Source organism: Bradyrhizobium sp. PMVTL-01 (genome assembly GCF_051861855.1).
Classification (GTDB): Bacteria; Pseudomonadota; Alphaproteobacteria; order Rhizobiales; family Xanthobacteraceae; genus Bradyrhizobium.
The window spans coordinates 8162045-8184863 of record NZ_CP193982.1; the positions used below are offsets into that span (position 1 = coordinate 8162045).

General features: G+C 59.2%; 20 protein-coding genes and 1 pseudogene. 12 read left to right on the plus strand and 9 right to left on the minus strand.

Annotated features, from left to right (window positions below):
• Window positions 1-42: 42 nt before the first annotated feature.
• The 8 genes and pseudogenes from ACRQ5Q_RS39330 to ACRQ5Q_RS39365 form a co-directional block, all read right to left on the minus strand.
• The gene (locus ACRQ5Q_RS39330; RefSeq protein ID WP_439395154.1) at window positions 43-1125 is read right to left on the minus strand and encodes an ABC transporter permease; all 1083 of its coding nucleotides are present in this window, start codon (window positions 1123-1125) and stop codon (window positions 43-45) included.
• Window positions 1125-1883 carry an ATP-binding cassette domain-containing protein gene (locus ACRQ5Q_RS39335; protein WP_439395155.1) on the minus strand — a complete coding sequence of 253 codons (759 nt, stop codon included), beginning with the start codon at window positions 1881-1883 and terminating at the stop codon, window positions 1125-1127. The genes ACRQ5Q_RS39330 and ACRQ5Q_RS39335 overlap by 1 nt, the downstream gene beginning before the upstream one ends.
• A gap of 12 nt (window positions 1884-1895) precedes the next feature.
• Window positions 1896-3218 (minus strand): xylose isomerase, encoded by a 1323-nt coding sequence (gene xylA, locus ACRQ5Q_RS39340; protein ID WP_439371624.1) that lies wholly within the window; start codon window positions 3216-3218, stop codon window positions 1896-1898.
• Window positions 3219-4673, minus strand: a complete 1455-nt coding sequence (gene xylB / locus ACRQ5Q_RS39345) for a xylulokinase (RefSeq protein ID WP_439395157.1) — start codon at window positions 4671-4673, stop codon at window positions 3219-3221.
• 82 nt (window positions 4674-4755) lie between these two features.
• Window positions 4756-5796 (minus strand): LacI family DNA-binding transcriptional regulator, encoded by a 1041-nt coding sequence (locus ACRQ5Q_RS39350; protein ID WP_439371626.1) that lies wholly within the window; start codon window positions 5794-5796, stop codon window positions 4756-4758.
• Window positions 5797-5886: 90 nt separating this feature from the next.
• A complete protein-coding gene (locus tag ACRQ5Q_RS39355; protein WP_439399948.1) occupies window positions 5887-6348 on the minus strand; it encodes a GNAT family N-acetyltransferase in 462 nt (153 codons plus the stop codon).
• 2 nt (window positions 6349-6350) lie between these two features.
• Window positions 6351-6473: pseudogene (locus ACRQ5Q_RS39360) on the minus strand (GNAT family N-acetyltransferase); the annotation flags it as partial.
• 47 nt (window positions 6474-6520) lie between these two features.
• Window positions 6521-7105, minus strand: coding sequence for a helix-turn-helix domain-containing protein (locus tag ACRQ5Q_RS39365; RefSeq protein WP_439395159.1), 585 nt, complete (start codon window positions 7103-7105; stop codon window positions 6521-6523).
• 464 nt (window positions 7106-7569) lie between these two features.
• Between ACRQ5Q_RS39365 and ACRQ5Q_RS39370 the strand changes: the two genes are divergently transcribed.
• From ACRQ5Q_RS39370 to ACRQ5Q_RS39380, 3 genes are all read left to right on the plus strand, one after another.
• The gene (locus ACRQ5Q_RS39370; protein WP_439395161.1) at window positions 7570-8538 is read left to right on the plus strand and encodes a hypothetical protein; all 969 of its coding nucleotides are present in this window, start codon (window positions 7570-7572) and stop codon (window positions 8536-8538) included.
• Window positions 8539-9591: 1053 nt separating this feature from the next.
• Window positions 9592-10302, plus strand: coding sequence for a hypothetical protein (locus ACRQ5Q_RS39375; protein WP_439395162.1), 711 nt, complete (start codon window positions 9592-9594; stop codon window positions 10300-10302).
• Between the two features lie 182 nt (window positions 10303-10484).
• Window positions 10485-10844 (plus strand): GTPase, encoded by a 360-nt coding sequence (locus ACRQ5Q_RS39380; protein ID WP_439395164.1) that lies wholly within the window; start codon window positions 10485-10487, stop codon window positions 10842-10844.
• Between the two features lie 38 nt (window positions 10845-10882).
• On the opposite strand, the gene ACRQ5Q_RS39385 is transcribed toward ACRQ5Q_RS39380, so the two are convergent.
• A complete protein-coding gene (locus tag ACRQ5Q_RS39385; protein ID WP_439395166.1) occupies window positions 10883-12361 on the minus strand; it encodes a PIN domain-containing protein in 1479 nt (492 codons plus the stop codon).
• Window positions 12362-12704: 343 nt separating this feature from the next.
• Here ACRQ5Q_RS39385 and ACRQ5Q_RS39390 point away from each other — a divergent pair, with 343 nt between their 5' ends.
• From ACRQ5Q_RS39390 to ACRQ5Q_RS39430, 9 genes are all read left to right on the plus strand, one after another.
• Window positions 12705-13802 carry a hypothetical protein gene (locus ACRQ5Q_RS39390; protein WP_439395168.1) on the plus strand — a complete coding sequence of 366 codons (1098 nt, stop codon included), beginning with the start codon at window positions 12705-12707 and terminating at the stop codon, window positions 13800-13802.
• Complete coding sequence (locus ACRQ5Q_RS39395; protein WP_439395170.1) at window positions 13795-14790, plus strand: site-specific integrase; 996 nt, start codon at window positions 13795-13797, stop codon at window positions 14788-14790. Before ACRQ5Q_RS39390 ends, ACRQ5Q_RS39395 begins: the two co-directional genes overlap by 8 nt.
• Window positions 14791-14904: 114 nt before the next feature.
• The gene (locus tag ACRQ5Q_RS39400) at window positions 14905-17331 is read left to right on the plus strand and encodes an MrcB family domain-containing protein (RefSeq protein ID WP_439395171.1); all 2427 of its coding nucleotides are present in this window, start codon (window positions 14905-14907) and stop codon (window positions 17329-17331) included.
• The gene (locus ACRQ5Q_RS39405) at window positions 17331-18356 is read left to right on the plus strand and encodes a 5-methylcytosine restriction system specificity protein McrC (RefSeq protein ID WP_439395173.1); all 1026 of its coding nucleotides are present in this window, start codon (window positions 17331-17333) and stop codon (window positions 18354-18356) included. The genes ACRQ5Q_RS39400 and ACRQ5Q_RS39405 overlap by 1 nt, the downstream gene beginning before the upstream one ends.
• A gap of 348 nt (window positions 18357-18704) precedes the next feature.
• Window positions 18705-19442, plus strand: coding sequence for a hypothetical protein (locus tag ACRQ5Q_RS39410; RefSeq protein ID WP_439395174.1), 738 nt, complete (start codon window positions 18705-18707; stop codon window positions 19440-19442).
• Window positions 19443-19718: 276 nt separating this feature from the next.
• Window positions 19719-20036: a hypothetical protein gene (locus tag ACRQ5Q_RS39415; protein WP_439395176.1), complete on the plus strand. Its 318-nt coding sequence runs from the start codon at window positions 19719-19721 to the stop codon at window positions 20034-20036.
• A gap of 18 nt (window positions 20037-20054) precedes the next feature.
• On the plus strand, window positions 20055-20495 hold the full coding sequence (locus tag ACRQ5Q_RS39420) for a hypothetical protein (RefSeq protein ID WP_439395178.1): 441 nt from the start codon (window positions 20055-20057) through the stop codon (window positions 20493-20495).
• 20 nt (window positions 20496-20515) lie between these two features.
• Window positions 20516-20842 carry a hypothetical protein gene (locus ACRQ5Q_RS39425; RefSeq protein WP_439395180.1) on the plus strand — a complete coding sequence of 109 codons (327 nt, stop codon included), beginning with the start codon at window positions 20516-20518 and terminating at the stop codon, window positions 20840-20842.
• A gap of 271 nt (window positions 20843-21113) precedes the next feature.
• Complete coding sequence (locus ACRQ5Q_RS39430) at window positions 21114-22232, plus strand: hypothetical protein (protein WP_439395182.1); 1119 nt, start codon at window positions 21114-21116, stop codon at window positions 22230-22232.
• Window positions 22233-22819: the final 587 nt, after the last annotated feature.

The following is a 22819-nucleotide window of genomic DNA, read 5'->3' on the forward strand; positions in this document are numbered from 1 at the left end:
GGACAGGCGGCATCTTCGTTGCCTTCCCGAGATGACGTCACGTCAGGTCATCCGCGAGCGGATGCGATCGACCAGCACGGCCAGAATGATGATCACGCCCACCAGCGTCTGCTGCCAGTAGGAGGAGACCTGCGCCAGCACGAGACCGTTGCGGATCACCTCGAGCAGCACGCAGCCGACGATGGCGCCGAGTGGGCCGCCGATGCCGCCGGCAAGGTTGGCACCGCCGATCACGGCCGCGGCGATCACGTTGAGCTCGTAGGAGGTCGCCATGTTCGCGGGGGCCGATCCGAGCCAGCCGGAGATGATGATGCCCTGGAGACCCGCGGCGAGCGCGCAGATCACGTAGACCTCGATCTTCACCCTCACCACCGGGATGCCGGTCAGCTCCGCCGCCTTCTCGTTGCCGCCGAGCGCGAAGACGTGGCGGCCGAACGAGGTGTGGTGCAGCACCACGGCCATCGTCAGCGCGAGGATCACGAGATAGATGAACGGCGCGGGCACGCCGAGCACGTCGCCCGAGGTGAGCGCATAGAAATAATCGGCATCCGGCCCGCCCGGGAAACTGCCGCGGCCGTTGGAGACGACATAGCCGAGCCCGCGCACGATCGAGAGCATTCCGAGCGTGGTGACGAAGGGCGACAGGCCGAGCACGGCGATGCAGAAGCCGTTGACGAGGCCGACGATCAGCGCAACGCCGAGGCCGGCAACGATCGACACCAGCAGGATCAGGCCGGGCACATTGGCAAGCACGGTCTTGCCGTCGGCCGCCATGTGCACGAACAGCGAGGCGCCGAGCCCGCCGGGCGTCGACAGCTCGGTCATCACCATCGATGTGATCATGGCGGAGAAGCACATCATCGAGCCAACCGAGAGATCGATGCCGCCGATGATGATCACGAAGGTGACGCCGAGCGTGGCGATGGCGATGAACGAGAAGTTCTTCGCCACGTTCTGGATGTTGCCTTGGGTGAGGAAGTACGGGCTGGCGAAATGCATGATCACCAGCAGCACCGCGAGCGCGAGCAGCACATAGCCGGTCTGGGAGGCGAAGATGCCGCGCTGCCACCATCGGATCTTGCCGACGTTGGAGAAGGTGATCGGGGATTCCATGGGCATGGCCATCACGCCGCCTCCTTCGCGCCGGTGATGAGGGCGGTGACTTCCTCCGGCGAGGTCTCGTGGATCGGCTTGTCGGCGCGCTTCTCGCCGCGGCGCATGACGACGACGCGGTCGCACACCGCGAACACGTCGGGCATGCGGTGCGAGATCAGCATCACGGCGACGCCCTGCTCCTTCAGCCGGTGGATCAGGCCGAGCACCTGCTCGACCTGGCGGACCGAGATCGCGGCGGTCGGCTCGTCCATCATGACCAGCCGCGCATTGGACAGGCGGGTCCGCGCGATCGCAACCGCCTGGCGCTGGCCGCCCGACATCTGCTTGACGAGATCGCCGGGCCGCGTCTCCGAGCGCAGCTCGCCGAACAATTCGAGCGCGCGCGCCGCCATCGCCTTGTGGTCGAGCAAGGTCAGGGGTCCGAATTTGCGCTTGAGCTCGCGGCCGAGAAAGACGTTGGCGGCTGCGGTCAGATTGTCCGACAGCGCGAGATCCTGATAGACCACCTCGATTCCGACGGCGCGCGCATCGACGGGACGATTGAAATGCACCGCGCTGCCGGCAAAGCGCATCTCGCCGTGCGTGGGGCGGAAATTGCCGGCGATGATCTTGACCAGCGTCGACTTGCCCGCGCCGTTGTCGCCCATCAGGCCGACCACCTCGCCCGGGAAGACCTGCATGTCGACGTCATGCAGCGCGCGGATCGCGCCGAACTCCTTGCCGATGCCGGTGAGCTCGAGAACCGGTGTTGCTTCAGCGCTTGCCATCAGCGGCGTTCCTCAGACATAGCGGTTGACCAGGGCTTCCAGATATTCCTGCCGGCCCGAGCGCGGCTGCGGATCGAAGCCGGGACTCATCGCACGGTCGGCGAGATCGGCGAGCGAGCGCTGGCCGCCGAGAATGGCCCGGCCCTCGGAGCCGGCCCATCCGTCGTAGCGCGTGGCGATCGGCGTGGTGAGCGCGCCGGCATCGAGCATGTCGGCGGCGGCGAGGAAGGCGCGCGCGCACGCATCCATCGAGCCGACATGGGCGTGAATGAGATCATCGGGGTCGATCGACTGGCGGCGGATCTTGGCGTCGAAATTGAGCCCGCCCGAGGTGAAGCCGCCGCGGTTCAGGATCTCGTGGAACACCAGCGCCAGCTCACCGATATTCATCGCGAACTGGTCAGTGTCCCAGCCGAGCAAATCGTCGCCGCGGTTGATGTCGAGCGAGCCGAAAACGCCGAGCGCCTCGGCCAGCGCGACCTCGTGATGAAAGGAGTGGCCGGCGAGGATGGCGTGGTTCTGCTCGATGTTGAGCCTGACGTCCTTGAGGAGATCGTAGCGTTCGAGGAAGCCGTAGCAGGTGGCGACGTCGAAGTCGTATTGATGCTTGGTCGGCTCCTTGGGCTTGGGCTCGATCAGGATCGGGCCCTTGAAGCCTATCTTGTGCTTGTGCTCGACCACGAGCGAGACGAAGCGGCCGAGCTGATCGAGTTCGCGCTTCAAATCGGTGTTGAGCAGCGTCTCGTATCCTTCTCGGCCGCCCCACAGCACGTAGTTCTGGCCGCCGAGCCGGCGCGTCACCTCCAGCGCGGCGCGGACCTGGCCAGCGGCATAGGTGAAGATGTCGGGGTCAGGGTTGGTCGCAGCGCCCGCCATGTAACGGCGATGCGTGAACAAATTGGCGGTGCCCCAGAGCAGGCGGACTTTGCTTGATGCCATCTTCTGTTCGAACAGATCGGCGATGGCGTTGAGATTGGCGACGGACTCGCTGAGTGAGCCACCTTCCGGCGCCGCGTCGACGTCGTGGAAGGTGAAGAAGGGCACGTCCAGCAGGCGGAACAGCTCGAAGGCGACATCGGCCTTGGCGCGCGCCATCGCCATCGCATCGGTGCCGTGATGCCAGGGCCGCAAAAAGGTCTCGCCGCCGAAGGGATCGCCGCCCGGCCAGCACAGCGAATGCCAGTAGCAGACCGCAAAGCGCAAGTGATCCTCGAGTCTGCGGCCGTGGACTAGGCGGTCCTTGTCGTACCAGCGGAAGGCATGCGCGTTCGCCGCATCCTTGCCGGCGTAGGCGACAGGTGTACTTGCATCGAAGAACTTGGCTGGCGCGTTCACTTAAAGAGTCTCCTTCAATGCGGGATAAAGCGCGCGCCAGCGACGATAGGCCTCGTCATAGGCGGCGGTCACGGATGCGCGGGGCGCGAAGCTCGCGAGCCGACGCGGACGGGTGCAGATTTTGGCCGGATCTTCGCCGGTGGCGGCGATGCGGCCGAGCCGCGCGGCGCCGAGGGCAGCCCCCACCTCGCCTTCCTCGACGCGGTGGACGGGAATGCCGAGCACGTCGGCGCAGATCTGGGCCCACAGCGGCGAGCGCGAGCCGCCACCGACGAGATCGACTTCGCTGATCGGCCCGCTCGCCGCGCTCAAGGCCGCCAGATTGTCACGCGCGGCGAAGGCGACGCCCTCGAGCACGGCCTGGACGATCTGGGAACGTCCTGTCGCGCCGCGCAGGCCAACGAAGGCGCCGCTCGCGGCCGCGTCATTGTGCGGCGTGCGCTCGCCATCGAGATAGGGCAGGAATTTTATCGGGCTCGGCCCGTCGACGCGTTCGCCGAGCGGCGCGAGCAGCGCGGCGGCCGGCGTCTCCATGACGTCGGAGAGCCAGGCGAGCGAAGCCGCGGCCGACAGCATCACGCCCATCTGGTGCCAGAGGCCGGGCAGCGCGTGGCAGAAGGCATGCACGGCCGAAGCCGGCGCCGGCGCAAACCGATCGGTGACACGGAACACCACGCCGGAGGTGCCGAGCGACAGGAACGCATCGCCCGGTGTGATGGCGCCGAGCCCGATCGCACTCGCCGCGTTGTCGCCGGCACCGCCGGCGACGACGACGTCTTTCGCCATGCCCCAGCGCCGGGCGTATTCCGGCGCGAGAGCCGCGCTGGCTGCGCTGCCCTCGACGAGGCGCGGCATGTGATGCAGATCGAGGCCGGTCGCATGCAGCAGCAGGGCCGACCAGCGCCGCTCGCCGACATCGAGCCACAACGTGCCTGATGCATCCGACATGTCCTCGACCATCTCGCCGGTCAGCCGGTAGCGGACATAGGCCTTCGGCAGCAGCACCTTGGCGACGCGCTTGAATATCTCCGGCTCGTGCCGCGCGACCCAAAGCAGCTTTGGCGCGGTGAAGCCGGGCATCGCCAGATTGCCGGCGATGGCGTGCAGCGACGGGCAGCGCCGCTCCAGCATGGCGCATTCGGGTTGCGAACGACCGTCGTTCCAGAGGATCGCCGGACGCAGCGGCCGTCCGTCCTCGCCGAGCAGCGTCGCGCCATGCATCTGGCCCGACAGGCCGATGCCGGCGACCCGCGCAACCTCACGCGGATGATGGCTCGCGAGATCGTCGACCGCGCCGATCGCGCCTGCAACCCATGCGTCGGGATCCTGCTCGGACCACAGCGGCGCCGGATGCGACAGCGCCAGCTCGCGCGCCGCCGTCGCGACCACCGCGCCGGCTTCGTTCACGAGAACCGCCTTCACACCGGACGTGCCGAGGTCCAGTCCGAGATACACACCACCCTCCCTTTTGTCTGTCGCGGTGTGCGAGCTTGACGTCGCCTTCCCCGCAACGGGCCGTTTCCAAATCCACCTGCCGCTAAGGCAGGTTGTCCCGCATCACGATGTCGATCCTGATCTTCTCCTGCTCATGCAGGATCGGCTCGCCACGGGCGAGCGCAAGCAGCACGCGCACGGCGGCCCGCGCCTCATGTCCCGGGTTCTGCGAGATCGCGGCATCCATCACCCCCTGCAGCAGCAGCCGGCGCGTCAGCGCGGTGACGTCGTGCCCGACAAAGACGACCTTGTCGCGGCCGGCATCGCTCAACGCTTTGGCGACACCCTGCGTGCCGGCGCCGACGTTGTAGAGGCCGACGATGTCAGCATGCCTGTCCAGCAGCCGCGCCAGCAGCTGCTCCGAGCGCGCGTCCTCGTCGCGCCCCTCCAGCACCGGCAGCACGCTGAGGTCAGGGAATTCGCTCGCCATCACCCGGTTGAAGCCGAAGATGCGCTCGGCGTGATCGCGCAGGCCCTGCGATCCCGCGACCACGGCAACCTTGCCCGAGCGGCCGCCGGCCAGCCGTCCCACCAGCGCGCCGGCGGTGCGGCCCGCGGCAATGTTGTCGATGCCGACATAATGGTGGCGGCGGGAGGACGGCACGTCGGAGACCAGCGTCACGATCTTGGTGCCGGCGTCGACGAGGTCGTTGATGGCGGCGCGGACGGTCGGATGATCCAGCGCCACCACGGCGACGCCGTCGTAATCGCCGGACAACGCCTCCAGCGAGGCGGCCAGCACGGAGGCGTCGAACACGTCGGTGGCAATCATCTCGACACCGAGGCGGCGGGCCGAGAGCCAGCCCGACATCTCGCCGAGATAGGCCTCGATCTGCTGCATGAACGGGTTCGGCCCCGACGGCATCACGAAGGCAAAGCGGCGGGCGCGACTGCGGGCGAGCTCCGCGGCCGCGACATGCGGCTGGAAGGAATTGCGCTCGATCGCTTCCCGGACGCGCCGGACCGTGTCCGCCCGCACGCCCGGCCGGTTGTGCAGGACGCGATCGACGGTCGCAAGGCTGACGCCGGCCTCGCGGGCGATGTCCTTCAGCGTCAGCGCGGCGGTCGTGAGCGTCTCGGCCATGGCTGAAGGCTAGCAGAGGCGTTTTGAGGTACGCAACTCATTTTGAGGGGCAATACAGCATTTTCGAGCCCGGGTTGTAGCGAGAAGCGGCTAGCCGCCGGTCAGATCCAGCGTCAGGAACAGGCTGTTGGGGTCTTCGGCATAACCCTCGAACGGGCCGCAGAGCACAAAACCATGCGCCTGGTAGAGCGCATGCGCCGGCTTGAAATAATCCCACGAGCCGGTCTCGAGGCTGAGCCGCTTAAGGCCGCGCGCACGGGCCTCGGTGATGATGTGGCGGAGCATCTGGCCGCCATAGCCGCGCCGCCGCGCGGTCTGCAGCGTATGCATCGACTTCACCTCGCCGTGGCCGGCCGAGAGCGCCTTCAGCGCGCCGGTGGCGACCAGCGCCTCGTCATCCCAGCCGGTCCAGAATGCGACGTCGCTTGAGCGAAGGCCTGCGAGATCGAGCGCATGCGCGCTGCCCGGCGCGGTCTGCGCCCGTGCCGCCGTGACGTGATGGTCGAGCAGCGCGACTACTGGATCGAAGGTGTCGCCGGTACGGATCTGCATGGTCACGGCCGCACTCCGCTTGCAAGCTGCTTCTGCATGAAGACGAGGTCGAGCCAGCGGCCGAACTTGCAGCCGACCTCCGGCATGCGGCCGACCTCGGCGAAGCCGAGCGAGGCGTGCGCCAGGATATCGGCGGCATCCTCGAGCGTGGCGTCTCGGACGATCACCGGCATCACATCTTCCCGTAAGAGGAGGTGCCGCGCCGGGTGATGATGACGTAGCGCGCGTCCTGCCTGGTTTCGTTCTCGAAGGTCACCGCCCGCATGACGTCGAAGTCGAGACAGTCGCCGTCGCGCAGGCGCACCGACTTGGCGTCGATATGCACACAGACCGCGCCCTCCAGCATCAGGAGCTGCTGGGTGAAGGCGTTGCGGCCCCAGGGGCTGTAGGAGACGCGCGCGCCGGCCGGCAGGTCGACGACGATGATCTCGATGCCGCTCGCCGCATCCGGCGGCGAGGCATGACGCCGCCGGTAGCCGCTGTCGGGGTCGCGCCAATGCGGCTGGTCGGCGAGCCGCATCAGGCGCTCCGGCGGCTTCTCCGCGAGCGCGACGACGTCGCTGAGGGTGCCGTCGAGCGCCGCACAGAGCCTGTTGAGCAGCGCCGCCGTCGCACTGCTCTGCGCCCGCTCCACCCGCCCGATCATGGCCCGGCTGACACCGGAGCGGCCTGCAAGTTCGTTCAACGTCATGCCCGCCTGCGTCCTCAACGTCTTCAAGCGACGACCGATCGCGCGGTCGAGTTTCTGCTGGTCCATGGTTGCCATCCGAACATTGCCCGACACGAGGACCGCACCCATCGGGGCGGGAGAAGCTTAAGGCTGGCGAGGCGCGCGTGCCGGGGTCAAGGAGCTAATATATTAGAATCTTTGCGAAGCGCGTCTGCGGCTCACGGCTGGATCAAATGGAAATGCTGTCGGGAAACCTGGAGCGGGCGAAGGGAATCGAACCCTCGTATGCAGCTTGGGAAGCTAACCGTTTGCGAGACATTTCCACTGGATAGCTACAAAACCGCGCCTTTTCATCCTCAAACATATCAATGCGATAGCTCGTTTCTGCAAAACGCGCAACCTTGGTGCGCCGACCGTCTCGCTGCGCGACATCACAAGCGGATGAGGGGAAGGCGCGCAAGGTTTGCCCAGGAACGCGCACACCATGTCCGCTGAGAAGCAACAATCAAAATCGGGACATTCCTTCTTATAGCACCATACACCGGGTAACGATGACCAAACACACTGATAAGAAGCCCCATACAACATCAAAGATCATCCTTGATCGATTGACCGTCTGCTTCAACGGACCGGGTGAAATTGACCCATCCTACATCTGTGGCCAGTTATTAAACGATAAGAAGCAACAGCAGATACCCGGTCTGAAGATCACCAGTAATGCACGATATAAAGTCCGTGCGTCCATTCCCCTTCCCTTCATCAACTCGACGGAGAACGCCCATCCCATTTTCTTGGAAGCGGGACCCCACCACAAATCCCTCCCAGCTTGTCGACTTGACTTCAACCCGGCCAAGCTCTCTCCAGAGGGGATCGATGATCTGATTGTCCTGCTCGACACTTCGATGGATGCCACTGCAACGGAATTCTTCAGCAACGGGCAGATCACCAGGGTTGATGTTGCGGTCGATCTTGCGGGGCACACCCTGGACGAAGTGATCGTTCTTGCGGGTTCAAAGAGGAAGCACGGGGTTTACTCAGATCGGCAGGGCTGTCCTGAGACGACTTACCTCGGGACCCCCCGGTCGAAGCGGATCGTCGCCTATACCAAACACGGCGCAGATGGACCTGCGCTGCGCCTCGAGGTCCGATGCAAGCCCCATTGTTCGGGCAGTGCACTGGTTTCGATGAAAAATCCCTTCAAGAACGTCCTCCTGCTCCCAGCGGATGTTCTGGATGAGCTGAAGCTGGGCTTCCCAGGGCGCATTCTGGCCGACAGCATCCGGGTCCGTGGTTTGAAGCACGCACTCGCCCCATTCCCCCCAGACCAGCGGAAATCGATCACCGCGCTGCTGAAAGTGAAGCAGTCGCTCCTCCCGGACGCCGACGAGCTATGGACCGGTTGGAAGACCGCACTGATCCAGTCCGGCTTGGGTAAGGAGCTGGGGCTCCTCAACCCTCCAACGCATGCGTATGGACCGATCCCGCCGCCCAACACCAGTGATTTGCAATTAATCGCATGACACGGAGTAAATTTATGTACAGACCAATAACTGCGGACTGGGAGACAGGGCTACAGCTGGTTAAAGATGCTCGTGCAATCGCCGGGGATCGCGAGGTACTCTATCACGGCACCAGAAACGCCCCCTTGTACCTGCAAAGAAACGCTCTACGGACACGGAAGCGCGTGTGGTTCACGCGATGCCCGCACGTTGCAGCGTTTAAGGCTGGCCCGGGCTCAATTGTTGGCAACCATGAAGCTATATTGATCTTCGACCGCTGGAAACTTCGATCCCGGTACCGGGTCGTACCTTTCCATGACGGGGATAATTGGAGGGATTACGATGGAAGGACAGAGCGCATTCTCACCAGAGAACTTTCTGACCTTCGCCGATATCTAATTGGGATCGCATGGGTCGGCATTCCCGCCCTCGCCGCGTATCGCGCAAGAAGAACAGCCCGGAAACCAACGGGCGGTGTGTTGCGGCCGCGCGCTGCACGACATGCTCGAGTTGCCGGAAATGATTAATCCGCGCCACAGGTATGGCGTTTGCAATTAATTGCACGGAAGCGGAGAACAGATGTCGCAACGCGGGTCTGGATACGAACGGCTGGAGCGAGGTCTATACGAAACACCCGAGTGGGCCACAGATTGCGTCATCGACTGCATCGACGTACAGCGGCCAATATTGCACTGATGGCGGACCTAAGCCGGGAGCACTTGCGCTCGCAGCACAATGTGAAGTCTTAGAGATATAAGGAGAGACGCGGGCGTAAGCCGGTGCGAACGGGAGCTACCCCCGGGTGATTGGGCCAAATCTGAACAGCAAGTCAATGGCTTGAACTGCAGTATGATCTCCGCCGAGAAGAGGCGTCCAATCTGTCCTTGAACTGCAGATACTCCAAGCGACGGCCTGTGTCTCCTGGAGTAGGCGACGGCGACAAAGTAGTAGCCCCAGATACACTTCATGTTTCCTGACTCCAGCTGTATTCTTGGCGACGATCCATAACGAAGGCTCAACAGGATGGGGGCGGGGATGCTCGCAACGGATCGCGCTGCTGGAAGTCGTATGCACATGCTGGACTGGCTGGACGGGGGAACGTTCGTCTCCTCCATCAACCAGATGCTTCAGCGGACCGAGTTTTTCGTCCCGCAGAGCGGCAAGCGGATGCCAAGCGGTTGGGACAGCCCGGACGAGGCCCGGTTTGGACAGAACAGTGGTGGTCTCGTAGCCCCCGCGCTCGATCAACAGCTATCGGACTGGTGGCTTGTCAACAAAAGGGGAGCTAACATCCCGAACTGGGACCTGGCCTGCCAAGCACTGCACCAGGGCAATCGCCCGGCGCTCGTGCTGGTGGAGGCCAAGGCGTATGTGCGGGAGTTCACCGATGAGGGCAAGGGGCACGGCTCCCAGAATGAGCAGAATGCCGCCCGGATCACGTCCGCCATACAGGAAGCTGCTACTGATCTATCCCGGCATGCTCCGGGGGTGAAGATTTCAGCAGACGCCTGGTACCAGTTCAGCAACCGCATCGCCTGGGCCTGGAAATTGGCATCGCTCGGAACTCCCACAGCTCTGGTCTACCTGGGGTTCACGGGCGACAAGGGGATCGCCCCCGATTACCTGAAGGACGATGCTCATTGGAAGGATGTGGTTATCTCCAGCACGCAGCACATTTTCCCCGCCTCGCTCTGGGATTGTCCACTTGATGCTAACGGCACGCCGCTCTGGGTGCTGCTCCGGTCCCGTGCATGCGCTCGACAATCACACCCTTCCCCAAGGTAGCACGCCCACCAGACCCATAATGTGGAACCGACTTAGGGAGACCAGCCTTGGGCAATCGACTGTTTGTGGGGGTGTTGGGAAACCGTCACTCAGGTAAGTCATCGACGTGGAATGATCTTTTCGGGGCAACGGTACGGCGCGGAAAGAACTCGCGACGGCTTGAGTTGGCTCCTGGAGAGTGCGTGGATGTCTATCTCGTAAGTGGGTCATTCGAAGAACGGAAAGAATACGCCGGTGATGTGTTGGCCGATCAGACCGCAAGGATTGTGCTGTGTTCGATGCAATATACCGAAGAGGTGAGTAGAACCATCGACTACGTCAAGCAGGGCGATTTTGATGTTTTCATCCAGTGGCTCAACCCGGGCTATAACGACGACGCACGGTATTTTGACCGCCTTGGTCTTACGAACATACTCCTTTCGAATTCGGCTACACTCTGTATTCGAGACGGGAAAGCAGCCAGGAAGGGCCGCGTTTCAGAGGTCCGCCAATCCATCTACGGATGGGCGCGGTTTCGAAACCTGATAATTCCGTGCGGGTGAAGTGCGACCCAGGTTTACTGTTTTCCTGAGCTCCGGTCCTAAGCGGTATGGGGCGGGGAGGCCCTGCTGAGCTGCTCGACCAATGCTCTGGCCTCGTCGATGGTCGAACCGTCAACGACCGTGATCCGAATTGGAAGCCTCTTGATCGGCGGGTCGGAGATGTTGTTTGCATGTATGCTTAGCTCGATGGCGCCGGCAACATCACTGAGCCCCTGAGGCAACACTTTTAAGGGGAAGACGAGTTCCTCCTGAGTGTGCCGCCAAGATGCGCATTCCAGTTCAACGAGCTTGCCCCACGCATGTCTCCCGCACCTCCAGTAGAAGGCGTCGGATCGCCTTGGTGCTGGGGGGCTGATTATTGGGAAATTCCTGTGACGCGGGCTCAGTGCAGCTTCGGCAAATCCATAATTGAAAGTGGTCCTTCTGCCTCGCGGAGGTACCGGCGGAAGGGGAAGCCTATATTTTTGCGGCTGTGCGCCCGGCTCTGCACCGTCATCCAAATCGTGGTCCTGACTTTCCCTGGGACTGTCATCAAAAATGGCAAGTGCACCCCGCGCCTCGATGCGGAGTAATACATCTGTTGCAGGCCGCGACCCGCCGTTGGACGCAATCGCCAGAGCTGTGGGCCACTCTGTCTGCGCGATGAGCCTATCGTCGAGAAGGCCAAGCTCAGTACGGACTTTGTCAAGCCAGTTCGGATAATCGATGTTCTTGTATTGCTCGATCTCCTCCTTAGTCACCGGTTGGTAGAACATGTGTCCCTGGAGAGCCGAAAACGCTTCCTGCAGCGCCGTGACCGATCCGAGAAGACGACCAGGATCACCTCCACCGGGCCGCTCGAATGTTGTCGCAGGCGGGCAGCGTTGCTGCACCTCGTTCATCAATGCATTGACTTCGTTCTGGCTGAGCGCGGGCCATCTTATGATCTCAGCTTTCAGGACTGAGAGCGCTTCGCCGGTCGCAGCGTCACGGAAGCCAAGTAAGACTTTTGGCTCGGCAGCGGCTAGTCGGGCGATCTCGGCCTTCAGCTTAGCATTCTCCTTCAATGTCTCATCCGGTTCCGGATCGCGAAGCCAATGCTCCGGTAAGAGCTTCGCTGGGAGCCCGAATTCCTGGGCAGTTGTGCAGCAGATGGTGTCATCGGTGAGTAGCAGTACGTCGCAACCATTCTGTTGTAGGTACAATGAGTAATTGATCAGGGCCTGATCGGCGTGATCGAGCTTGAGCCCTTCATGCATTACTGTGGTGAGCGTACTAAGCTCTAAACGCTTGGTCACTTCGGGCGCCGACTGGCGGATTATTGCTCGACAGTCCGGTACGTTCAGCAACTTCCGAACCTCGCTGCTCAGCTGCCGGGCTATCTTGTTCTGCCGACCACTCTCGTTTTTCAGCTTGTCCAGCTCACGGATGACCGGGGGTACTAGAACGACTTCGATCCTTGGGCGACCCAGCTCTGTCCACGGTAAGTCAGGAAGAGCTTTACCATGGATAAGCACGTTAGCGTCGGGAACAACCATCAGGAGGCGTTCGCCACTATGTGTTTTGTCCGATTTCGTCATGCTGCGCACAAGAGGGTCTGAAGGAAGGGGTGCCTGGAAGAGTAATAACCTCGTCTCAATCTCCAGCACAACCACACCAGAGGCGTTAATTTTTGCGCGACCTTCAGCCGGAAACGGTAGGCTCTTGCGGTTCTGAGGTCGCGTCCCGTTGAGCAGGCCGCCTTTAGATGATTTTCTAGAGGCGCTCCGCCGTCACTCCAGAACAGCGTATCGCGAATTACACTTTACATGACCCGCAACAGGATCATCATTAATGGTGGGCAAGAAGCCTTTTAGCTCCCCCTAACGAGGAGGAGAGCAAATGGACGAAGTCCGAGGCATTCAAGTCGCACATGATGACCTACAAACAGCCACTGGAAATTGGCAGTCCCCTCCACCGGAGCCGCTTGAGGTCTCTGACTGGATTGCCATGTCTGCCATGCAGAAGGCAGTCCGGCGCGGACGGACAGAACTTGCGCTGCGGGCTGCCGCCACCCTTTTAAACCGATCGCCCGAGCGGTTCTGGCGGCGCACTGCTTGCATTGCTTTCGAGGACGTCGGTCTAGGCGATCTCGATCTGGTTGCTATCACGACTGCCGCCATGGCGGGGAAGAGAGCGCGGGCATGCGTCGGCGGCGAGTGGGTAGTCGCTAGTTACCTGATCTGCAAAATGGCCCCAGCGATCAAATGCCGGGGAGCTGACGACCTCCTGCTTGTTGCCGAGAACCATCCCGCGTTTGAGACCCACCGGCTGCAACTGGGGTTCAGCAGGATTGAAGAGCTGCTCCGGATCGTCACCAGCAACGAGCCCATTCCGATGAAGGCATTGGCAGCTTGGTTTGCCCTGGGCACTAACCGCCGTCCCTCGCCACGCTTGGCACGACGACAGGGCGACCCCATCCAGCTATTCGCGGCCCTCCGCGAGCTTCTCGGGCCTGAGCTGGCCGAGATCGCTCAAGAGGGCCACCGGCGCAGTGGCGAGGTGCTGCCCATCTTCATGGCTTTGCTTGCCCCACATCTGCACGGCGAAACGGCGAGCATGCAAGACGATCAGATGCCAGCTGAAACAATGGTCGGGCCCGTCCCTGGTTTTTGCGTAGACCTGTACACCCGTCCAGGGCGTGCCGCGCTGGCCAGATTGATCGACGGTTCGACTGAGACCGCCCGTTGGGTGCAAGCCCATATCCCTCCGCTCCAGAGGATCACGTTTCTGGGGACCATCTATTTCCGACTGGAAGGTCAATGCACGAAGGGACGGCTGCGCTGGCCCGTAGCTGACCAGCTGCAACGAGCAACCGATTTTGACTGCAATGGCCCGCACTGCGGAGACGCAACCGAAATCCTGCAGCTTGCCAGATCGGACCTCGGCGAGCTGAACGACATCAGAGCCCAAGTTTACAGGAGCATCGACCATGTTTGAGCCCCTCCTTACCTCGGATAACCTTCACTTATCCGAGCCAACTGAGACGCTGAATGAGGGCTCTGATGGAGTGCAATTAATTGCACGTCTCGTGTCAACAGCTACAGAGCCTGCCTTTTTCATCCAAAGCAGCATCGCGGAGAACAGCCGCCGCGCGTATCTTAGCGATCTGAGTGAATTCGAGAAGGCTGGCTTTTCCATTCCCGCCACGCCAGAAACCGTCGCGCGGTATCTGGCTCAGCACGCCTGCTCGCTCAGGGTTGCGACACTGGTCAGGCGCGTAGCTTCCCTATCGAAAGTGCACGACGCTCGCGGGCTCCCCAACCCAACTCACTCCCCGCTAGTCCGAGCGACAATGAGAGGCATCAAACGCACCTGCGGCTGCGCCCAGCGCCAAGCTAAGCCTCTTTGCCGGGATGATCTGCTGCAGGTTCTGGAGGCCACCGGCGACAGGACAAAGGATGTCCGCGACCGGGCTTTGCTCCTGGTTGGCTTCTCCGGGGCGCTCCGCAGGTCGGAGCTGGTGGGACTAAACAAGGAGGACCTTGAGCAAGTCCGACAGGGTATGATTTTGCACCTGCGCCGCTCGAAAACAGACCAGGAAGCTGAGGGGCAGAAAATCGGAATTCCGCACGGCCGGGGAAAGTGGTGTCCTGTCGCCGCCCTAAACGATTGGGTGCAAGCCTCGGCGATCGGCCAAGGCGCGGTGTTCCGGCCTCTCGATCGCGCCGGTCGCGTGGCGGAGCCTCGGCTTTCGGGGGACGCAGTGGCGATCATTATCCGCGAGCGCGTCGAAGCGGCTGGGCTAGACCCCTCTGGATACTCGGGGCATTCGCTGCGGGCGGGGTTAGCTACCAGCGCATCGCAGGTTGGGGTGCCGACCTGGAAAATTCGCGCTCAGACCCGCCACGCCTCCGATGCGATGCTCACCAGATACGTGCGGGATGGGGCACTTTTTTCACAAAACGCCGCTGGCGCGCTACTATGAAGCGATTATTGACCGCAATTTTCAGGTGGCAATCTTAGCCGTAATTGAGAATTGTGCTTTCCGCGTCTCCACACCTAATATGCCCTCTAGTGAAAGGGTCAGGGGCGGAAGAAGATGAGCCGGTTTTGCGGAGAGCGGAATGTCGAGCCTATTTTGAACGCGGCGAGAGCATGGCGTGATAGATCACTGCTGGGCTCGAGCTCGATCTTCTCTGCTGAGCAACTTTGGACTTTGGCCAATCTGCAAGAGCTAAGCGCCCGGTTCATTGACGTCCCCGACGAGACCGACCGTACATTTACAGAAAAATTGCGCGATCAGCTAAAGGACGGCAGTTCCTCGGCAAAGCAACTTGCAGCAGAACTCATGTGGCTGATGTCACTCTGCCCGAGCAACATTAGCGCTGAAACGAAGAGGGAAAATGTCCAGGAAATCTGGAGCTGGTCGAGTGCGCCATTCCCGCCCAATACTCCCTTCATTGAAGATGAGGTACTAGCTGGTATTGGAAGCGCTGGTCCCGGTTTCAACAATCACAGGCCTAAGGAGTTTACATTCGTAATCAAGCTACTTCTGTCTTTTAAGAGCTTGGAGGTTGAGCGGCAGCAACTGCTCTTGTCGTCCCCATGGGATTTCGCTGAGTGGCTTCAGCAAATACCCGATGCTCAAAGCCGACAATTCAGGCATATGCTGTTGTACCTACTCTTTCCGGACGACTTTGAGCGTGTGTTCTCCTCAGGGGACAGAAAATCTATCCTTGAGCATTTTGCGGAGGTTCCGAAAGCAAAAGCCAACAAAATGACAGCAGTTCAGCTCGATAGGCTGCTGCGCGAGACACGAGGTCGGCTCGAAGCCGAATATCGAACCACCGATCTGGACTTCTATCGTCCGCCGCTCAAAGCCAAGTGGCAAGACGATGCGCCTCAGTCGCCGGAAAAGATCACGTCTGATCACGTGCGGAAGGCGCTGGTTGAGATCGACGAGAAGGGCATTCCGCCAGATGCGCAATCAACGACTTACGATCTGGTCGAGGCAGGCAAACGATATCCACCGAAGCTAGTATACTCTCTCGCATTCAAGTACTGCACCGGTAGCGAATTGCCTCGCTCGGAGTTTTCTGGAGGACAAGAGAGCACTGCGTTCAGGGTCTTGCGGAGGCTTGGCTTTTCTATCGTCCCCAAAGACCTGCTTCGAGAATTGGTCTTAGGCTTTTTGACCCAGGCAGATGCCGGCAACGATCTGCGAACGAGTTCATATCCAGAGGAATATCGGGGTCTGCAGATTAGAGTAAGTTTTGGCCAAGGCGTTGTGTCTCGAGTGCCTTGGATTGCTTTTCTCGCACCGGGCGAGAAGGTCAGCGAAGGCATTTATCCGGTGCTTTTGTACTACCGGGAAGCGAAAGCTCTTTTTTTGGCCTATGGTGTAAGCGAAACAAAACCTCCTGCTCGCGAGTGGAAGAATTTACAAGCAGAGACAATCGTCGAATTCCAACGGAAGCAGTTCGATCGAGAGCCCGAGCGCTACGGCAATTCCTACGTCGATACTTGTTTTCAGATGCCGGACGGCCTTGATCTCGAACGCCTTACATCCCGTCTAGACGCAATGATCACCAGCTATCTGAAGCAGCTGGGAGATGAAGATGCGAGGACCCAAGGGAGCGCACCCGAAGTTGAGCTCCCATTTAGCAAGGACCAGGCGCTAACTCAGCTGTTCACGACGGCAGAGGAGTTGGAAATTCTACTTTCCCGCCTTGAACTGAGTAAGAACATCATACTTCAGGGTCCACCGGGCGTCGGAAAGACCTTTTTTGCGCAATTGCTAGCTCAGTCGTTCTTGGGTCGTATCTCATCGGAACGAATAAGAAATGTGCAATTTCACGCTTCATATGCGTACGAGGACTTCGTTCAGGGGTACCGGCCTGATGGCAAGGGTGGCTTTGAAAGAAAGGATGGAATTTTTCTGAGGTTTTGTAAGCGCGCAGAGGCTGATTTGGAGAACAAATACGTATTTATAATCGATGAGATTAATCGCGCGAACCTTAGCAAGGTGTTTGGCGAGCTACTGATGCTGATCGAAAGTGACAAGCGCGATGAGAGCTTCGCAGTCGATCTCGCTTATTCAATAGGGGACGATAAGCGCTTCTATGTACCAGATAACGTCCACATCATTGGTCTAATGAACACGGCGGATCGGTCTCTGGCGCTCGTTGACTATGCTCTAAGGCGGCGTTTCGAGTTCTTTGATCTCAAACCGGCTTTCGACAAACCACAGTTCTCAGCTCATTTGCTTTCAGCAGGTGTTCCGGAGCCCTTAATTGCTCACATAAGACACTGCATGACTGAATTGAACTCCGCCATTGCTGCTGATCGCGATTTAGGTCCCGGCTTCCTGATAGGACACAGCTTCTTCTGTTCTCTCCCACCCGAGGAAGAGGCGGAGGACGCGTACAATCAGGTAATTCAGTATCAAATCATGCCTCTGCTTCGGGAGTATTGGTACGATGGAAGCAAAGCAGAGGACTGGCGCGTCAAGCTGCTCAACTCGTAATGTCAGCAATACCCATCCAAAATATCTACTATTTGCTCTGTTACGCCTGGGATGCGCTCGACCAGGGCGAATTAGTAGACGTTTCAGAGGTGCGGAGCACCGAGCTTGTCGATCTATTCGCTTTTGTCCTGCTTGAGGGCGTGAGACATCTTTCCCGGATGGGTCTCGAGCGCGGTTATTGTGAAACTAGCGAAGAGATGTACGGAATACGGGGTAGGTTGGACGTCGCCGCGAGTTTGCGGCGTCCCATCTTTATGCTCGGTCGGGCGCATTGCACTTACGATGAGTTGACCGCCAACACCCTCGCAAATCGCATCATAAAAGCTACGCTTACTAACTTAGAACGCGATCAAAGTCTCAATACTGATTTGAGAGACAGGATACATGGGGTCGTTCGACAGTTGCCGGAAATCAACAGCATCCACTTGTCGAATACCTTGTTTAGAAAGGTCTCTGTAACATCCAACCGGCGTTTCTATCGCTTTCTCTTAGATATCTGCGAGCTGGTTCACAACTCATCCCTACCCGAGCCAGCTGGGTCGCGGAAGTTTCGCGACTTCACGCGTGACGATAAGAAGATGTGGCGCCTGTTTCAGGCGTTTCTTCTAAATTTCATCCGGCGCGAATGCCAACCCTGGTCGGCAAGGTCAGAGGAAGTCGCTTGGCGCGCTAACAGCGAGACCGATCCTTCGTTAAATCTGCTACCGAGGATGGTTACTGACATTTCTGCGTGGCGCCCCGGTGAATATCGAATTATCGACGCGAAGTTTTACACCGAAACGCTCAGCAGAAATTTTGGAGCACGTAAACTTCACAGCGAAAATCTTTATCAGCTTATGGCATACGTCATGAATGCCAAACCTAAACACGGCGTGGCCCCAGATGGGGTGCTGGTCTATCCAAGGGTCACTGAGAAGCTGCGAGAAGAATATAATATCTTGGGGCGCAAGTTTTCGGTTTTCACTGTCGATCTCGCCGCCCCATGGCAGAGCATCGATAGAGATATACGTGAGCTGTTTCGCTAGCGGCAAATCGACCCGAGACTGACGGATCACGAAGTTCTCTAGCTCTTGTAGCCACCTGAAAATAAGGCACCCAGGGCGAAATCGCCTCGGCGTAGACGCTGTTGAAGGTCCAAATTCCAAGGCGGGACGGATTTTCTCTCGTGGCGCAGCCCAATCGAGACCGAAAACCCTTATAGTCTGGCGGCCGGAAGAGTTTGAGAACGATCTTTGATCCCGTACACTCTTGCTCGGAAGATGGCCTGCAATTGATTTTCCTAGCGGCTCTTCATCCCCGAAGCCGACTGTGGCATCAAGGGTTGCAGAGTTGCTGTTTAAGCCGCTGAAACCGGCAATGCTTGGGAGCTTCGGGTGGAAAGGGCCGAGAGAGAGGCTGCGTTAGATCGCAATTTCAGGAAGTTGGTTAGAATTGTTGGCGAAAACGCGGGCGGACAGTATTCCAGCATCTGGAGCTTCAAAGGAGGCAAGGACGGGTTCTATTTCTCGGCCCGTTCGACCTTCAAGCTTTTGAAGGTTAGTCTTCACGCAAACAACAATACGGGCTATTTCGCCTTCACAAGAGAATACTTTCTAAGCCAACAAGCCGAAGGCAAGCTGGCTTCGTCGAGCAAAACTGTTCACGAATGGCCCTTGCCACTGCCCGACGAGTTTGGTGCAGTGCAAGCTGCGTCAATCAAATTGCCATCCAGGTATATGGTTTCCGAACGACACGCCTACGTCACCCAAGGAAAGGTCTTGGTCTTTGGGATTGAGCCTGAAAGCGCGTTGGAAATTGGGATTTTTCTCGCCAACGAGGGTGCTGCCACTCTGGAGGAGAAATTTCGGCGAATTGGATCGGTGCCAGTGTTCGAGGTCTCGATCGATGGCTGGTTCAACGTCAACATCGTGGTGCGCAGCGTTGACTTTGATCCCGCCATTCTACCCACGTCGCAGCAGCTAAATTCTGCCGCAGTTACCAACCTCGTGGAGTTAGAGCGAGGCAAACCCATGCATGGTCTTAATGCGATGCTCTGGAATGCTCCGGCGGCTCGAGAGGTCTTGCAGATTATCGATGTTGGCGGTGTAAGCCTACAGCCCACCTGTGAGTAGGCGCCCAGAACGAAATTACCCGGATGTAGATGCTGTTTGAGGGGCAGCACAAACAATCGCCCGATGCGCAGCTCAATTGAGGACAGCGGTTGACGATGATGGATTGGGGCGTTTGACGCGCAGCACGCCGGGGAGCATTCCGGCCAGTGCCCTCCAAGGTGTCCGAGGGGTCCCACGTTTGCCGCTGTGGTCGCGAGTTCGATGGCCTTCGCAAGAACAACACCTTTACTCACGATGTCTTAGGCCTACCCTATCATTTTCATTTGGAGGAATTGCATGCACCGCATTGCCTTGGCGCTGGGGCTGCTCGTCACTCCGGCCGCCGCCGAGACCTACACACCGGACGAGTGCAAGTTGATCAAGGAGCTGATCGGCAATTGCACGGCAAGGCCCAAATGCGACGCCTTCGAGGGTCGTGGTAGTTCCGAGGGCTACAGGTACGTGCGTGGTATTCTCAAGAGCTACAGGTACATGGTGGACGCCCATCCGGGTTGGGACGGCGATAAGTTCGACTTAACGTGCGCCAAGCTCTGTAAGCACCAGGTGGCCCCGGCTGCTGTCCTGCACAAGTTCTGCTCCCGGACCAAGCAGTAGCCAAACCAGGAGGGTGGGATGAAATACGCAATTCTGGCGCTGGGGCTGCTTGTCACCCCGGTTGCTGCGAAAGACGTCAAATACACCGCTGATGAATGTGAAGTGCTGACGTCGTATTTCGATCAATGCACCACGGAGGACCCGGATGACCCGAATGCGGGGCCTATGCTGGAAGTGGACGGCATCAATTGCCTGCCGGAAATGAAGTGGAAAATGATGCGCCCCTGGATGTACAAGATCAGGGAGCGACATCACATGGCCGGCACCACGGTGGATAAGCAGGACGAGTTCAGTGAGATTTGCATGCAAGTCTGCGACAAGAAGCTGACCAAAGAAGAAGCGCTCCATAAATACTGCGGTCGCCGCGTGGAGCAAGGCCCGCGCACGGACAAGCGCGTCAATGACTGGTACGAGGGTCTTATAAAGAAGCAGGAGGAGCGCCGCCGGCCCAAGCCGTAGGCCGCAGCGGGGTAGGTCGGATGAAATACGCAATTCTGGCACTGGGACTGCTCGTCACCCCCGCAGTTGCTGAAACATACGACGAGCTGGACTGCGAAATGCTGTTGAGAATGCTGAACAACTGTACGATCAAGCCGAATTGCGATCCGTATCCGACCGGGCACGACGCCAAAGGCTTTCGGCGGATGGTGGAGCATCATCCGAATTGGTGGCGGGACCAGATGCCGACTGACAAACCTGTGGAGGAGCGGCCCTTTAACAAGCTGTGTGCTCGGGTATGCGATGGCAAAGTGGCGCCGCTCGATGTCGTGAAGAAGTTCTGCCCGACCTGGCGACCCAAGTCGTAGCCCGCACGGGCTTACGTAGGTCGCGCCTCCGTGTAATGTGTCTCTAAGTGACACGGAGGTAAAACGGCTGCCGCAAATTGCATATCTCTGCCAGTCTAAGCCACGGCCCGCCAGTTCGCTTTTTCTTGGGCCATCCAACTCCACAGCCCACCAAGAATAATGCGCCCACGGCCAGGTACCCCTGGTGTAGACGCTGTTTGATGGCTCGAACTCCAAGGCGAGGCGGATTGTCCCTCGTGGCGCAGCTCAATGAACTGATCCGCAAAACCTGATGAATTTGGAGGCTGACACGAATTGGCGCCGAAAACCCGTTGCTCTGGCGGTCGAATTGGTGGGTATTTTTCTGGCGGGACCAAATTGCGTGGCAAATCGAGCTTGTGCTGAAGGATCAGATAGCGGAACTTTGGAAAACTGCGTGCTACGCAGCTCAGGTCTACCCAGCGCGAAAAGCGAGACAGCCTTGCGAGAGTTGGACGATCTTTATCCGCATAAGCATAGCATTGCGGACAATCTGTACATCAAGACGGCGGACGAAAATTATGTTGTCGCGCGATGGTGCTGCGCCTATGGCCTCGACACAGACTTTTTTTGGCTCGCAGCGCATAGTCTCGAAAAGTACATGAAAGCTGCGCTGCTACTCAACGAGCGGTCTGCAAAAGGATATACCGAGGGCGGAAAAAATAAACTCTACAGCCATGACATCGAAAAGCTGTACGCGGATTTGCGTCCGCTCGCGCCTGAATTATTGCCAGACAGCTTGGTCTGCCCTAACGAGATAAACGACCCCGCCTGGCCCGTTGAAACCACTGAGACGTTCATCAAGCGCATCCACATCTACGGACATCCGGATAATCGATATCAGTTTATTGGGTATGTGAAGCACGGGACGGATGTGCTGAAACTCGACCAGGTCATCTTCGCGATAAGACGGCTGTGCCAGCCGTTAGAGGCTCACTTCCTGGGACGAGCAGGCAAAGATCAGCCGGGCGTACCCAACCAGACAAGAAGAGAACGGATGTTGCAGGATGATCCACATTCGCGCAATTTGCACTCAACGTTGGAGCAAATCGTTCAGGGGAAACGAGGCAAGCTGTTACGCCGCGTTCTGCTAAACTGGAACTTTCCGTTCGCTCCTGGGGATTTCAAACATGGACGACTGCAATACCACGGCTTCAGCATGGTCAATCCAGTGCTGGTGCGCCGTTTTCTCGACCCGCTCGATACCGGAAGGCCTGATCAAGACAAGCTCGCCGATGATCTTTGGTCTTGGGCGAAAGAGAACCTCCACATGACGGGCGCTTTCATCAATTTGTACGAGCAAGAGCGTACCGACCGTAAAAACAACCAAGTGACAAACGCGAAGGTCGCTGAGCCCGGGCGCGAGCGTTGAGGTTGCTATGGTTACGTGAAGCCCCATCGGTGAATTTGCAGTGATCGATCCAGCTTTCCCGCTGACATCCACTCGCTTCGATCAGGAGACAGCCAAGCACTCATGAGATTGAACCTGCTCGCCAACGGCGTCCATTGCCACAGCCGTGGATTGTCTTGCTCTTGCTCGTTCCACGCCCAACGAGCCACGTTGAGGAATTTGCCACCATTTCGGAGCTGTCCTTCTGAAAGCCAGATTTTTGCTGATCTTAGGTTGAAGGCGTGAACGATATCTTCTCGGGTCATTTCAAGGCCGTCGCCTTTTAGGACGCTTGGGAGAGTGATGCGGGACAATGCCAGTAGTATCAAATGTGAGTTCGCCTGTTCGCCGGTGTGAGGAGAAATCCAAAAGCGCGCCCTTAACCCATCTCTCCCATTGTGAACCAGGTCCCCCGTTTCCGGCGCAACCACTATCGAAAAAATAGCCCGTCTGGTGTTTTTCGGGGCCGACCGGTCGGTGGCCCGTTCCACGATGGGCTTTGCCCCCTCGACTTCGCGTTCAAACCTAGCGGTAATCTCGTCAAAAGTTGACCCGAGGAGTGCGGACGA